Genomic DNA, 13,486 nt, shown 5'->3' with positions numbered 1-13,486 from the left:
TCCGGGCACGTCGCGAGTACACGCAGTGTCGAGGAAGGCGTGACCCATCATGTCCGTAAAGCCTGGCGCGGCCGCCACAACGGCCGCCGTGAGCACCGCCTCCTGGCTACCACTCATCGTGGTGGTCCTCACCCAGATTCAGGCGTCGTTCGCCGTCAATGCTCTGACCGTCTCGATGGCCGGCATCACCACCGATCTCGACACGCCCGCAACAAGTGTCGGCACCGCGATCACCGCGGGCACCTTCGCCATGGCTGCCTTCATTCTGTTGGGGGCCAAGATCGGCGCCCGTTACGGAACGCGTCTGGTCTTCCAGATTGCCGTCGCGATTCACGGCCTCGCAATGGCCGCGGTCGCCCTGAGTCAGAGCCCGGCAATGCTGTTCGTGGCCCAAGCTGCATCCGGCGCCGTGATCGCCCTCATCGCTCCCGCGTTGACGGTCTTCATCGCCACGAACTTCAGTGGCGATCAGCAGGCAAAGGCCATCGGTTACCTGGCAGCAGCAATCCCGGCGGCCGGTGTGCTTGCGCTGCTCATCGCCGGTTCCTTCGCGACGACGATCGGGTGGCGATACTCGTTCGCCCTCGTCGTGGCTCTCGCGGTGGTCAACCTGATCCTGAGCTTCCGGGTCAAACCTGTTCCCCCGCAGAAGGACATCACCATCGACTGGGCCGGCGCCGGCATTGCTGCTGTTGCCGTCATCCTGCTCAGCTTCGGTTTCAGCGGCCTGAACTCGTGGGGCGTCATCCTGGCCACCGACGCTGCGCCGTTCTCGGTCATCGGTGTTTCACCCGCGGCCATCCTGATCGTCCTCGGCACCATCTGCGCGCAGGGATTCTTCCAGTGGACGCGAAGCCGCAAGGCGCAGAACAAGCCTCAGCTCTTCAACCTCGACGTCCTCAAGACCGGCGCCGAGCGCGCCACCACGATTTGCATGGCGACGATGATGTTCGTGGGAACCGCGGCCAACTTCCTCATTCCGCTGTACATGCAGATCATCCAGGGCCGCAGCAGCTTGCAGACGTCGTTCTCGATCATCCCGTACACACTTTCGATCTTCATCGCGAGCACCGTCGTCGCGCGTCTGTACAAGACGTACTCCCCGCGTCTGATCGCACGAGCCGGGTTCGTCGTCGTTGCCGCTGGACTCATCTTGTTGGCCTTCACCATTCGTGGCGACTGGCATCAGATCTTTGTCGTCATCGGACTGATCACCCTCGGCCTCGGGCAGGGCGCCATCGTTGCGCTGGTGTTCAACACCCTCCTCACCGCAGCCCCCAAGGAACTGGCCGGCGACGTCGGCGCCTGGCGGGGACTGGTACACAACATGTCCGGCAGCGTCGGCATCGCGGTGGCCAGCGTGTTCGCCGTCGGAATCCTGGGTACCCTCGTCAGCTCGCAGCTGATCGACAACCCCACCATCCCGGCATCACTCAAGGTCGAGTCAGGGATCAATCTCGACCAGGTCAACTTCGTCCCCAACGATCAACTCGTCGTGACGCTCGAAAACACCTCCGCGACACAGGCACAGATCGACGAAGCCATCCGGATCAACACCGAAGCGCGCTTGCGCGCCCTGCGAACCTCGCTACTCGTCCTCGCCGGACTCTCCCTGCTCGCCATCATTCCGGCCGGCCGCATGCCCGACGAAGTACCTGCTCTGGAAGAACCGCAACCCACGAAGGGCAAGAAGTAACCGATGTCCAACCAAGACCAATTCGGTCCGATCGAATACGTTGCCGTCGAGTTTCCCGGCGGTGCACCGACCTCCGCAGGATTCGAGCAGCTGCTCACTCTCGTCGACTCCGGCGTGATCCGCATCCTCGACCTCGAGTTCGTCACCAAAGCCGCCGATGGATCAGTGGCCGTCGTACCGGCATCGACCTTCGAACTCGCAGATTTCGATCTGGCGCAGTTCGACGGCGCTGCCTCCGGACTGCTCGACGCCGGCGACCTCGCTGCCGTTGGTGACGAGTTGGCCACCGGTAGTGTTGCCGCCGTGCTCGTTTACGAGGAACTGGCACTACTGCCGGTGATCGACGCGTGGACACGCAGCGGGGCAAAGATTGTCACCGAAGGTCACCTGAGCTTGGACGAACTTGCCACCGCACTCGACAACACCGCACCAGGCAATACGGAGAAGGACGCATGAGTTTCTTGAGGCGAGCCGGCCGGGTAGCCGTCGCAAGCTCCATTCACGGCAATGTTCAGCGCCGTCAGCGGACCCGTTGGGCCGCCGAAGATCAGGCTCGCGCAGCGCAGGCCCAGCCGGTGCCGCCGATTCCCGATCTACCACCCCTGCCACCGCAGGCAGCTCCGGCAGCATCGATGGACTTGAAGCTCGAACAGCTCACCAAGCTGGGCGAACTCAAGAATGCGGGAGTATTGACCGAGGCCGAGTTCGAGACCCAGAAGGCACGTATTCTCGCCTGACCTAGCTGCGCCTCCCGAGTGCAAAAGCCATGACGGGAAGCTGCGTCGTCGCGAGATTCAACAGAGATGCCACTCGCGCATCCGTGAATCCTGCGATGGCGCAGCCCGCAAGTCCCATCGCCTCGGTCACGAGGTACAGATTCTGAACCAGCACACCGGCATCCACGTGCATCGTGCGGTAGTGCCGCATCGCGTACTTCTCGAGCGGAGCTTCGACGTCGGCGACCACAAACAGAAGAACCGGGAACACGTCGACGAACTCGGGTTGGAGAAGGCTCGCTCGAAGGTGCTCTCGCACGTCGCCTGGCCGGACAGCTTCGGCACGGCCTCGGGCATATCGGTATACCCCGACTCCGAGCTCGTCTCCGGGTCGGCTGAGAACAAACGACAGCGTCAGTTCGCGCATCCCGCCCGCCGTCGGGCTGCTGACAAGGCTGTGGTGCAACACGTTTGACAGCTCGCCTGCTCGGAGTGCCGTCTGTGCGGGGTCGTAGCGGCTCCGTCGTGCCTGCAAGACGTCCGCGAACCCGCAGGCCGGCAGTGGCGTCGCGGCCGGCAGTTCCACGGATTCACACGTCACCGGCGGCAGTGCGTGCTCGTCGAACGGTAGCTCCGACGGACTCACCGTCCGGTCCAACACTGCATGCAGCGATACGACGGCCTCGATTCGCTCGAGTGCGGTCACGAACCCGGGTGCAGCAGGCGAGACACCTCGCCGGCCCCGTCGATCGAGACCAACTCGCCGGCGAACCACGCCTCCGGAACGGCAAAGATCGCATTCGACGCCGCGGCGGGGGTTCCGGCAAATGCCGTCCGCGCAGCATCCAGGGTGGATTCCCGAGCCGACTCGGTGGAGTAGACGACGAGGACAGCCTTCGGCGACTTCGCGAGCACCGATTCCGTGGCTACCTGGCCGAAGTACTTTCCGTCGGGAAGGTCGTTCTCGAAAAGATTGCTTCCCCCGGCGGCCTCGAGCACACTGCTGTAGAGGCCCCTGGCCAGAGCATAGGACTGTCCCTCCGAAACCTGAACCATCACAGTGGGAACCGGCTCCTGCCCGGCGACAGATGCCTCGGTTGCTGCGAGGGACTTCTTGCCGTCGGCCAGGAGGGTTGCTGCCGCGTCACTTGTTCCGGTCAAGGCGCCGAGACCGTCGAGGTCGGACCAGACGTCGTCGATCCGCCCCTCGGTGACGGCCTTGTGGCAGTAGCCGCTGTTCACGAAGATCGGGATGCCGAGGTCACGCAATTCGTCCATGGTCTGCAATCGGTCACCGTCGAACCAGTATTCCCCGTCGGAGACGATCAGATCCGGACGGGCGTCGAGCAATGCTTCTTTCGCGGGAACTCCGGTGCTCAGTACCGGCACGGCCGCGAACTGATCAGCGAGTTCGGGGCTGGGAGGAGAGAGGTCGGTATTCGATTGTCCGACAATGCGGTCGGCGGCGCCGAGCTGAATGAGAAGTTCCGTCATCGACGGATACAGCGAGACAATCCGCTCCGCCGTCTTGGGCACCGTGACCTCGCGATCACAATTGGTGACGGTGATCTTCTCGGACGACGACGCCGCCGAATCCGCCGTGGAGTTTCCGCATGCGGTCAGTACTGCAGTGGCGGTAACGGCCGAGCACAACAGCGCGGCAGTACGTATCGAGGATTTCAAGACACTGCTTCTTTCGTGTGTAGGAGCGGAGGGGCGAACGAGAGCAGGGGGCGCCCGGTCAACGGATGAGTGCCGAGATGCACCTGAACCCCGAATACTTCGGACAGCAGGTCCTCGGTGAGGACCTCGGCCGTTGGTCCTGTCGCGACAACTACCCCGCCGGAGAGCAGACAGACGTAGTCGCAATACGCTGCGGCCAAGGCGAGTTCATGGATCGCGACAATCGTCGTGGTACCGAGTTCGGCGACCAATTCCATCAATTCGAGTTGAGCACGGATGTCGAGGTGGTTGGTGGGCTCGTCCAGGACCAGCACCGACGGTTGTTGAGCGATCGCCCGGGCCAACATCACACGCTGCTTTTCTCCGCCGGACAGTTCGGCGAAGAGACGTGATCCAAAGCCCTGCATGCCGGTTCGCATCAGTGCTGCGCTGACGATGTCTCGGTCGATCTCGCCGAGTCGAGAGAACGCGCTGTGATGCGGCGTTCGACCCGTTGCAACCACCTCGCGGACGCTGAACGAGAAATCGGATGAATGCTCTTGCCCCACAACACCGATGATGCGTGCTGCCGATCGAGGCGAGAGATCGTCCCAAACATTCACCTCGTCCACCTTCACGATTCCGCTTCGCGGCTTCATCGAGCGATACAACGCGCGAAGGAGGGAGGACTTTCCACTGCCGTTCGGTCCGACGAGTCCGACCACGCTTCCCTCGGGCGCTTCGAGGTCTACACCCGAAACCACGAGGCGTCCGCCCCGAACGACGTGAATTCCGCTGGCCGACAATCTCATGACTGCGCACCGCCGTCCCGTCGAAGCAACCAGAGGAAGAACGGTGCACCCAATCCGGCGGTGATGATCCCGAGCGGTAATTCGTTGGGCGCATCCAACATCCGAGCCGCAAGATCGACGATCACCAGGAAGGTGGCACCAACCAACGCGGTCGCGGGGAGCAGCTTGCCGTGATCGGAACCGACCAGAAGTCGTACGGCGTGCGGCACGAGCAGCCCCACGAAACCGATTCCCCCGGCGACGGATACGACAACCGCGGTCAGCAACGACGCGATCACCAGTAGTAGCAACCTGGTACGGCGCACGTCCACGCCGACCGATTGCGCGCTCTCGTCTCCCATGGCCAACGCGTTGAGTTGGCGCGATTGTGTCAACAGAATTGCCGCACAGACGGTGATCACCGCGGCGGGCACACCGAGATCCGACCAACTGGCCCCGCTCACCGAGCCCAGCAACCAGAAGAGCACTCCCGAAAGCTGACTCGGATCGGCGCGCAACTGCACAAAACTTGTTGCAGCCGAGAGCAGATAGCCGATGGCAACTCCGGCCAGGACCATGCGCAGCGGGACGAGCATTCTTTCTCGCCGACCCAGTACGAGAACCGCGATCAGGGAGATCATGGCCCCCAGGAAGGCTGCCACCGGGACACCGATCGACAGGCCGGTGCCGATGCCGGTCGTCATGATCAGTACTGCACCGAAGGATGCTCCGGAACCCACGCCCAGAATGTACGGATCGGCAATCGGGTTGCGCACCAACGCTTGCAGCACGGCGCCGGCCAACGACAATCCGGCGCCCGCCAATGCCGCAATCAGAATGCGCGGTACCCGCAATCCCCACACGATCCGATCGAGCAGCGGGTCGACCGGCGGACCGCCGACGTGTGCGTACAACACCGCGAACACGTCGGCAAAGGACACCGACGCGGCACCCGACCACACCGCGACGGTGGAGACCGCGACAAGCACAACCGCCGTGGCCAACAGAAACGGGACGTACCCGCGCTCACCGACGGGATGTGGACACGACGGCACTCGTGGTGCTGCCTCGCTGGTCAGCGTCATCGCACTCCTGAGTCGGTGGGGTTCGCAGTCATGAACAGGTGGATCTAACCATAACGACAGTCGTTTTCATTAATAGTCACATGCTCATTTGTGCGGATAAGGGTCGGTCCGCAGCGCGCTCGCCCACGCGAAGAGCGCCCCGACCAGCGCAAAGATGCACGCAACGAGGTAGGCGGTGCCGATGTCCCAGCGTCCTGCGATTGCCCCGGCAATCAAGGCGCCGACCGGCGAACCACCCCAGGCGACCATCCTCGCCGTGGTGTTCACGCGCCCCTGCAGACGATCTGGAGTCAGGCGCTGACGTGCACCGATGCCATTGAGGATGGTGACGGTCGCACAGCCGGAGTAGACGACGAGCGCCGTGATCGCGGCGCCGGTATTGCCGGTTGTCGCAACGACGAACAGCACCACCGGGCCGATGGTCAGCGCCCCGACCGTGATCGCCCCGACCGGCCACTGCGCCGGTAGGCGTGGGAGCAAGACTGCCCCGACCACTCCACCCACGGAGACGGCCGTCCACACGGCGCCGATCATCGGACTCGACGTCGAAATCCCAAGCCTCTCGGATGCGTACACCACCAGGAGCGCCGTAACCGCACCCTGCGTCAGCGAATTGACGAAGCCGACGCCGGTCAAGGCCCGCAGAAGCGGCGACTGCCAGAGGAAGTTGAGGCCTTCGCGTATGTCACGCGCAATTCCGGTTCCCGACTTCTTCGGCGCCGCAGGAGTCATCGAAAACGAGGCTCCGATCGAGGCCATGGCCAGCCCGGCCAGTACGTAAGCCAGTGCATCAGCACCCAATGCGTAGGCCGGGCCGATCGAGGCCACAAGCACGCCGGCTATCGCCGGAAAGACAACATCGATCAGCGTGCTGGACGTCCACAGCGCGCTGTTGGCCGCCGGTATCCTCTGCCGACCGACCAGAGCAGGCAGCGCTCCGAAAGCAGCGGCGTCGAACCACACGAAACACGTTCCGATGCACATCGATACGCCGACGGCATGCCACGCCGTCAATACGCCGAGTGCCTGCGCTGCCGGAATACTCGCCAAAGCAAGTGCAGCTAGGGCCTGCGCACACAGGATGACCGTCCGCCGGTTGACTCGGTCTGCCACGGCGCCGGCGAACAAGCCGAACACGAGATACGGCAGAACCGTCCCCGCAGCCGCGAGCGAGGTGAGAAACGGAGACCGGCTGATGTCGAACACCAGGATCGGCATGGCCACTCCGGTGACCGCCGCACCGGCTACAGCAATCGTACGAGCCGTGAAGAACAATCGAAACGATCTGTCCCGAAAGACATGTGGTTGCGCTTCGACGGATCCCGTCGTCGGGGTCTCGCTCATGTATGCACTCTCTTGTACCTGTTGCTCTCCGTGGCGATCTTTCGTACGGTGGCATCGTAATGGAAATGGTTTCCATTACGGAAGGGATGACAATGAGCAACATTTCGTTCGACAGCATCTCCAACTCGGCTCCGGCCAATGCACTCCAGGGCGTCGGCACCAACGCTCTCGTCGACAACCCGTTCACCTTCGAGCCGGTTGCCGAGGCAACGTCCGCACACGCCCTGCAGGGTGTGGGCACCAACGCCCTCGTCGACAACCCGTTCAGCTTCCAGAGCTGAAACCTCCCCTGATCCAGACTGTTTCGACAGTCTGATCTGCCGATGACCCCGCCCGCATCCGACTCGTCGGGTGCGGGCACCGACAAGGAGATCCGTGTACGCCCTCGCCGACGGACACCAGCTGTATCCGACCACGGACGGTGTTTGGCATTACCTGACACCGGACGAGAACGCGGTCACGATCGGCGCGCCGGCCGAAGACCTCGCGGAACTCGACAACTTTCTCAGGCGCTCTGGTTCGGTGCTCGGCCCGGGAGCTATCGAGATCGCCGACGCCCTCGTCTCTCGCGGCGTGCTGGCTGTTCCAGGTCAAGTGCCAGAGATTCCGCGCCCACAGCGTGTGCTGATGGACGGGATCGGGCCCGTTGCCGATGCTTGCATCGCCCTGCTCTCCAAGGCTCTTCCGCATCTCGAGGTCGTATCCACTACTGCGCCAATCGAAGACGACGTTGCGTCTTCGGACCTCGTACTGTCGGTTGCCGGTGCTCCTCCTCACGACGAGTGGTCGGAACTCGATACCTGGTGCCGCCGAAACCAAACACCGTGGCAACGCGTCCACGCGGAGCTGGGTGAGATCTGCATCGGACCCTTCTTCGACGGTATCGGCAGCGCAAGCTACCGGGACGTCTGCGGTCGACGGCTTGCCGCGTCGCGCGTCCCGGATCATCTGCAGGCACTGTGGAATCACCTCGCCGGCAGCGAACCTCGCCCGCTCGAACTTGAACCCACCGCAGCCGCAATGGCCAGTGCGCTTGCATGTTCGGACGTCGTGGCTGGTGTACATGGCGCACCGCCATCACACCTTCACCACCAGATCCGGATGAATCCGCGAACCCTCATGATGACTCGCCATCCCGTGCTACCACTGCCCGGCGGCGTTCTCGAACCCGCGCCGACGCTCCGGTGATCTCACTCGGCGTGAAGATCCCGGCAGCAGACGGTTCTTCGTTGGCTACGGATGTGCTTCTCCCACCGGATTCTTCACCGCGGGGACTGATCGTGATCCGCACCCCGTACGGGCGTGGATGGCATCTGGCGGAGGGGATCGAATGGCGATTGCGAGGAATTGCCTTCATCTGTCAGGACGTACGTGGACGGCACGATTCCACCGGATCTTGGGAACCCTACGTCCACGAGCGCGAGGACAGCGCCGCCCTGGCCGAGTGGCTGCAGGATCAGCCGTGGACACCGGAGTGCGTCATCGCAAGCGGGGCTTCGTATGCGGCCGGAACCGCCTGGGCATTTGCTACCGAGACCAACAGCGCCGATCGGTCATTTCGTGTAGACGGCGTCGTCTCCAAGGTGCCGACCATCGGAAGCGACCGCGTCAAACGTGATCCCTCGGGGATACTTCTCCTCGCCGAGCATCTGGCGTGGTGGGGCGAGCACGGAGATTCGTCTTCCTCTCGTGAGGGTTTCATCCCTGCCCTGATGCGCTCGGATTCGTCTTTGCTGGAACATCTCCCGGTGCAGTCGATGATCGAGGAGGTTGGTCTGACCTCCGATTCACCGGGCTGGTTGACGCCGATCCTTCGCGCTCGTAAACGCGAAGACTTCGGTGGCGATGATCTGGTGTCCGCGGACGAACTCTCCGAACTCGACATCGCCGGGCTGCACATCGGCGGTTGGGACGATGCGATGATTCGGGAGACACTGCGGCACTTCACGTCCGTGGGGCGCGGGCCGCAGAGTTTGATCGTGGGCCCCTGGGCGCACGACCTCCGCCCTGGAAGGGTCGGCGAGACAAGTTTCGGCCGCCTTCAGGTCGAGTGGATGGAATCGGTATTCGCTGCGCGGCCCCTGACCATCAATCGGGTATTCGACCGGGGTGTCGGCGAATGGTCGACCGAACCGTTTGTCACGGGTGCGAATCGCGTTCGTCTCGAACCAGACCCGAGGACGGCGCCTTTCAACTTCACGCACCACGCAGACGAGGGCCGAAACGACGGTGTTGTCTGGACTTTCGACATGGAGGTCGAGTGTGTGCTGTCGGGAATGCCTTCGGTGGAGTTGACAGTGCATTCGCCCGAGGGCGAAGCTGACTGGATCGTCGAGCTGAGCGTCGTCGATAGCGCCGGAGTCACCAGGTCGATCGCTCGTGGGGCCGGCGTCAGCCTTTGCTCCGGCACGTTGACCATCGATCTCGATCCCGTGTTGCACACTGTGCGCGCGGGTGATGTCTTGACGCTGCGGATCGCCGGCTCGGACTTCCCACGACTCGCACGCAATCTCGGAGACGGTGATCGCTATCGAGGAACACGCAGTACCGCACTGCACCAATCATTTTCCGGGTCGTTGACCCTGCCGATACGCGGAGGAACTGACGGTGGATGACTTGCTGGTCGACGCCCGGAGCGGCGTGCTGACCTCACTGGAACCACACATTCGCTCGGACATGCCGACGGGCTGGGTCGGTTGGGCCGCGAGGGTGGCCGACACCAGAAACTTCGGCGGCAGCGGTTCACTGTTTCGCGCGGACCCTTACGGATTCGGGGCTTCGATACGCAACGATGCAGCGGCCCGCGGGGCGGCAACCGGTGAGGCCGTCGAAAGATATTGCGGCAACGTGGTCCCCGAAGATCTGGTCCGCAGCAGTGCATCAGCGCTGGAACTGGCCGGCTCACGGGTCGTCGATCCGGCGAAATTTGCGTTGTACAGCGAGGATCAGTACCGCCTTCCCGGATTCCCCTTTGTTCCCTTCGCCTCTGATCTGAACATTCGCTGGGCATTGGGTCACACCATGGACGAGAAAGCGCCCACCTACGTGCCTGCGGCCCTGACTTATCTCGGGTACTACACAGGCACCCGTCGCTGCGAGCCACCGATCGCGTCGTTGCAGTACGCCGGAATCGCAGCGGGACGCTCACGCGACGAGGCCGAGATGTCAGCTCTGCTGGAACTTCTCGAACGCGATGCCACCGCGCTGTGGTGGTGCGGGGACCGGTCACAGCCGGCGATCGAGCTTTCCGACTGGGAGCGGTTGCCTGCGCACCGCCAACTCGGGGATCTGGAGAGCCAGACCCGGAGCGTTCGAGTGCTGCTGCTTCCCTCCCCCTTCGGCATTCCCGTCGCCGCAGCGTGGATCCGCGATGACCGACGTGGACTGGTCGCGCTGGGCACAGCTTGTCGACCGACGGTGGAGGCGGCAGTCTCGAAGGCACTGGTCGAGGCGTACGCGGTACTTGCCATCACGATCGACCTCGCCGACCCCGACGGGCCGACCTGGCGCAGCGTGGCGGACGGAACGCTGCCGGCGCACCTGTACAAACCCTTTCGGGCCGACCGTCGTTACCGGGACGAGTTCGATCCGCAATGGAAAGACGTCGTCGATCTGCCGACCGTCGCCCAACTTTATCTTGATCCCACGATGGCTCTGGCCGCAGAGGAACATCTCTTCGACTACACCGAAACACTTTCGGTATCAAAGATTCCCGACGAAGCGCCGTTGGATCTGGCTTCTCTCGTAGCGTTTCTGACGTCACGGGGACACCAGCCGATTTCCGTCGATCTCACCACCGGCGACATCTCGATTGCCGGGTTGCACGTCGTCCGCGTCCTGACTCCGGGCCTGTACAACAACGCCCCGGCAGCCTTTCCCCTTCTTGGAGGTAGCAGATTGACCAGCGCATCGACCACCCATCTGCATCTGCCGGTCCCCCTCGCATGACATCTTCGCTCGTCGACCGCCGAACTGGGATCATTCGAGAGCTGGTCGACGCCGTTGTTCCCCAGCACTTTCCGCCCGAGTTCAAGCTGATTCACTCGTATGTCAGTGATTCAGCACGCTTTTCACCCTGGTCCAGTGACTCGGCCGGCGCCGGATATTGCTTCGATCTGGGCAACCGTGCACGGCCTACCGCAGCTGCGATAGGCGAAGCGGTGGAACGATATTGCGGCAACATCGTCGCCAAACCGATCGTCCGCGGGTCGGCCGATGCCTTGATCGGAGCAAGCATCGACCTGTCACAACTCGCGCGTTTCGACGCCGCCCAGTACGCGCGGCCACAGTTCCCGTTCGTCGAACCAACCGACGATCTGGAGATGGACTGGACTCGCGGAGCCGACCTGATCACGGGTTCGGATATCTGGGTACCGGCCGAACTCGTCTGGGGTTCGTATCCTCATTTCGTCGCCCGGACGGGTCCGGCGATCTCTCCGGTAGCTCAGGCGGGTCTCGCCGCCGGACCCTCGGTGAAGTTCGCAATCGACAATGCCTTGCGCGAGATAGTCGAACGAGACGCGATGACGCTGTCCTGGACCGGGCGGCGTGGTGTTCGGGTCGTCACCGGCATGCCCGAGGCGCTTCTTCGACTGGGCAATCACGACAGCCTCTCGACCAGGTGGATTTCATTCGAGAGTGATTTTGAGATCCCCGTCCTGGGCGCCCTGGTTTGCGACCGACTGACCGGATACTCGACCATGGGTACCGCTTGCCACGAAGACGCCCAGACCGCTGCGTTCAAGTCACTCGGCGAAGCGCTTCAGCTGCAGCTGCTTTCCGCCGACTACGACAACCCGCAGAGCGGCATCGGTCGAGCCGCGGCCTCCCCGACCAGTCCGCTTGCGCCTTGGCGAGCTGACCGAAGCTATGCAGGCGCCTACCGATCGGATTTTGCCGACGTGATGGACTACGGATGCCACTTGCAACTTCACCTGGACCCGGAGATCCAAGCACGATTCGAGAGTGAGCTGGTCGGTGCCGTCGTCGGCGAGGTGGGACTCGACTCTCTGACATCAGCCGCCGGCACCGAAAGCGCTCTGACGGCAGCCGGTTTCCGGCCGGCATGGGTCGATCTCACCACAACTGATGTTCTCCACGCCGGCCTGCACGTCGTCCGCGTCGTCGTACCCGGTTGTCTCACCAATGCGGCCGCCGGATTGCCGTTTCTCGGCTCGCCCCGACTAGTGGACAGTCTTGCCGGACGATCGGCTCGCACCATCCCATTGCCGCACTGACAGTTCGGGAACCGCCGCTTGCAACGACTCGGTGGTTTCCACCGCGTGGAACCACGTCGGCTTCGAGATCGCGGCATCCCGAATCACCTGCACGGCGCGCGCGGCGATAGCTGCCGTCGCGACCGACTGGCTACGCCCCGAAACCCACAGCGCCGGGCCGGTATCCGCTCGGGCCATCGCTACCCAACGATCCGAGCCCCACAGCTTCTTCGGCACGACCTTCTGTAGAGCGGGTGCCCACGTCATGGCCGCAAGTCCGAGCGTCGCGGTGGACGTGTCCAATCGCAGGTACGTCCTAACCGGAACACCGAGGTCTCGCGTCAACGCATGCTGGTCCGAAAAGTCGGCCCGCACAGCAGGACCGGTGCGGTAGCCGGTCGCATCGGCCGGTATTCGAAACGTCTTCATCCCGGTGTAGTTGCGGACCGATCGTCCGTCGGGATCAGGAAACCTCGTGCCCAACATCCCGTACGTCCACGCCGTTGCGGCCGGCCCGTGTAGTTCTCCACCGCCGAGGCCGATCAGGATGTCCACGGGTCCGTCGCCGAGTCGATGCGCCTCGGTTGCAAGGACACTGGTCAATCCCGGCGCCAACCCGACGCCCATGAGAACGGGTCCGTCGACCGCTTCCAATTCTTCGCAGTAGCTCGAGGTCGCCGTGATGTCGACGAATGCCGCCCCACCGCGTACCGCTTCGTCGGCCAGGCGAACATCCTCGAAACCCGACGCATTCACCACGACATCGAAGTCTCGAACCACAGTCGAATACGCGCCTGGTTCTTTAAGATCAACGACGACGTCCGCGCGGGCAGGGTCACGGCCGGCGGAGTACGCGGAGATTTCGGGGACCTTCGCGAGTTGTTTCATCAGGGGAATCCCGACGGCACCGTAGCCACCGAGTACAAGAACCTTCGTCATTACTTCGCCTCCCGAGTCGCTAGAGTTCGACTCTAGA

General features: G+C 63.3%; 14 protein-coding genes. 8 read left to right on the top strand and 6 right to left on the bottom strand.

Features of this window, described 5'->3' with window-relative positions; all coding sequences use genetic code 11:
* The first annotated feature begins 49 nt into the window (after positions 1-49).
* The 3 genes from RhoBH5_RS22690 to RhoBH5_RS22680 are packed head-to-tail and all read left to right on the top strand — an operon-like array spanning position 50 to position 2,433.
* A complete protein-coding gene (locus tag RhoBH5_RS22690) occupies positions 50-1,696 on the top strand; it encodes an MFS transporter (RefSeq protein ID WP_204855105.1) in 1,647 nt (548 codons plus the stop codon).
* Between the two features lie 3 nt (positions 1,697-1,699).
* Positions 1,700-2,152, top strand: a complete 453-nt coding sequence (locus RhoBH5_RS22685; RefSeq protein WP_270008822.1) for a DUF6325 family protein — start codon at positions 1,700-1,702, stop codon at positions 2,150-2,152.
* Positions 2,149-2,433 (top strand): SHOCT domain-containing protein, encoded by a 285-nt coding sequence (locus tag RhoBH5_RS22680; RefSeq protein WP_007735909.1) that lies wholly within the window; start codon positions 2,149-2,151, stop codon positions 2,431-2,433. The genes RhoBH5_RS22685 and RhoBH5_RS22680 overlap by 4 nt, the downstream gene beginning before the upstream one ends.
* A gap of 1 nt (position 2,434) precedes the next feature.
* Here the strand turns inward: RhoBH5_RS22680 and RhoBH5_RS22675 are convergent, their stop codons facing one another.
* From RhoBH5_RS22675 to RhoBH5_RS22655, 5 genes are all read right to left on the bottom strand, one after another.
* Positions 2,435-3,118 (bottom strand): SagB family peptide dehydrogenase, encoded by a 684-nt coding sequence (locus RhoBH5_RS22675; protein ID WP_007735907.1) that lies wholly within the window; start codon positions 3,116-3,118, stop codon positions 2,435-2,437.
* Entirely contained in the window at positions 3,115-4,095 is a 981-nt protein-coding gene (locus RhoBH5_RS22670; RefSeq protein ID WP_063315292.1) for an ABC transporter substrate-binding protein, read from the bottom strand. The genes RhoBH5_RS22675 and RhoBH5_RS22670 overlap by 4 nt, the downstream gene beginning before the upstream one ends.
* A complete protein-coding gene (locus RhoBH5_RS22665; RefSeq protein WP_047272721.1) occupies positions 4,092-4,886 on the bottom strand; it encodes an ABC transporter ATP-binding protein in 795 nt (264 codons plus the stop codon). The genes RhoBH5_RS22670 and RhoBH5_RS22665 overlap by 4 nt, the downstream gene beginning before the upstream one ends.
* The gene (locus RhoBH5_RS22660) at positions 4,883-5,950 is read right to left on the bottom strand and encodes a FecCD family ABC transporter permease (protein ID WP_162114201.1); all 1,068 of its coding nucleotides are present in this window, start codon (positions 5,948-5,950) and stop codon (positions 4,883-4,885) included. Before RhoBH5_RS22660 ends, RhoBH5_RS22665 begins: the two co-directional genes overlap by 4 nt.
* 84 nt (positions 5,951-6,034) lie before the next feature.
* Positions 6,035-7,294, bottom strand: coding sequence for an MFS transporter (locus tag RhoBH5_RS22655; protein WP_054827487.1), 1,260 nt, complete (start codon positions 7,292-7,294; stop codon positions 6,035-6,037).
* Between the two features lie 92 nt (positions 7,295-7,386).
* Here RhoBH5_RS22655 and RhoBH5_RS22650 point away from each other — a divergent pair, with 92 nt between their 5' ends.
* From RhoBH5_RS22650 to RhoBH5_RS22630, 5 genes are all read left to right on the top strand, one after another.
* Positions 7,387-7,575: a streptamidine-related RiPP repeat protein gene (locus RhoBH5_RS22650; RefSeq protein WP_047272767.1), complete on the top strand. Its 189-nt coding sequence runs from the start codon at positions 7,387-7,389 to the stop codon at positions 7,573-7,575.
* A 94-nt stretch (positions 7,576-7,669) separates the two neighbouring features.
* Positions 7,670-8,482, top strand: a complete 813-nt coding sequence (locus tag RhoBH5_RS22645) for a hypothetical protein (RefSeq protein WP_047272718.1) — start codon at positions 7,670-7,672, stop codon at positions 8,480-8,482.
* The gene (locus RhoBH5_RS22640; protein WP_050657051.1) at positions 8,479-9,909 is read left to right on the top strand and encodes a CocE/NonD family hydrolase; all 1,431 of its coding nucleotides are present in this window, start codon (positions 8,479-8,481) and stop codon (positions 9,907-9,909) included. Before RhoBH5_RS22645 ends, RhoBH5_RS22640 begins: the two co-directional genes overlap by 4 nt.
* Entirely contained in the window at positions 9,902-11,242 is a 1,341-nt protein-coding gene (locus RhoBH5_RS22635) for a YcaO-like family protein (protein ID WP_064688025.1), read from the top strand. Before RhoBH5_RS22640 ends, RhoBH5_RS22635 begins: the two co-directional genes overlap by 8 nt.
* Positions 11,239-12,531, top strand: a complete 1,293-nt coding sequence (locus RhoBH5_RS22630; RefSeq protein WP_030535883.1) for a YcaO-like family protein — start codon at positions 11,239-11,241, stop codon at positions 12,529-12,531. Before RhoBH5_RS22635 ends, RhoBH5_RS22630 begins: the two co-directional genes overlap by 4 nt.
* Here the strand turns inward: RhoBH5_RS22630 and RhoBH5_RS22625 are convergent.
* On the bottom strand, positions 12,478-13,449 hold the full coding sequence (locus RhoBH5_RS22625) for a hypothetical protein (RefSeq protein WP_037130941.1): 972 nt from the start codon (positions 13,447-13,449) through the stop codon (positions 12,478-12,480). The genes RhoBH5_RS22630 and RhoBH5_RS22625 overlap by 54 nt on opposite strands.
* Between the last annotated feature and the right edge of the window lie 37 nt (positions 13,450-13,486).

The sequence above is a fragment of the Rhodococcus sp. BH5 genome (genome assembly GCF_027583855.1).
Classification (GTDB): domain Bacteria; phylum Actinomycetota; class Actinomycetes; order Mycobacteriales; family Mycobacteriaceae; genus Rhodococcus_F; species Rhodococcus_F qingshengii.
The sequence above is the reverse complement of the archived record's forward strand: the minus strand, read 5'-3'. Positions and strand labels throughout refer to the sequence as shown.

Bases quoted from the DNA above. Each gene is read 5' to 3' on its own strand.
- RhoBH5_RS22690 (WP_204855105.1), top strand. From the start codon at position 50: ATGTCCGTAAAGCCTGGCGCGGCCGCCACAACGGCCGCCGTGAGCACC.
- RhoBH5_RS22685 (WP_270008822.1), top strand. From the start codon at position 1,700: ATGTCCAACCAAGACCAATTCGGTCCGATCGAATACGTTGCCGTCGAG.
- RhoBH5_RS22680 (WP_007735909.1), top strand. From the start codon at position 2,149: ATGAGTTTCTTGAGGCGAGCCGGCCGGGTAGCCGTCGCAAGCTCCATT.
- RhoBH5_RS22665 (WP_047272721.1), bottom strand. From the start codon at position 4,886: ATGAGATTGTCGGCCAGCGGAATTCACGTCGTTCGGGGCGGACGCCTC.
- RhoBH5_RS22660 (WP_162114201.1), bottom strand. From the start codon at position 5,950: ATGACGCTGACCAGCGAGGCAGCACCACGAGTGCCGTCGTGTCCACAT.
- RhoBH5_RS22655 (WP_054827487.1), bottom strand. From the start codon at position 7,294: ATGAGCGAGACCCCGACGACGGGATCCGTCGAAGCGCAACCACATGTC.
- RhoBH5_RS22650 (WP_047272767.1), top strand. From the start codon at position 7,387: ATGAGCAACATTTCGTTCGACAGCATCTCCAACTCGGCTCCGGCCAAT.
- RhoBH5_RS22630 (WP_030535883.1), top strand. From the start codon at position 11,239: ATGACATCTTCGCTCGTCGACCGCCGAACTGGGATCATTCGAGAGCTG.
- RhoBH5_RS22625 (WP_037130941.1), bottom strand. From the start codon at position 13,449: ATGACGAAGGTTCTTGTACTCGGTGGCTACGGTGCCGTCGGGATTCCC.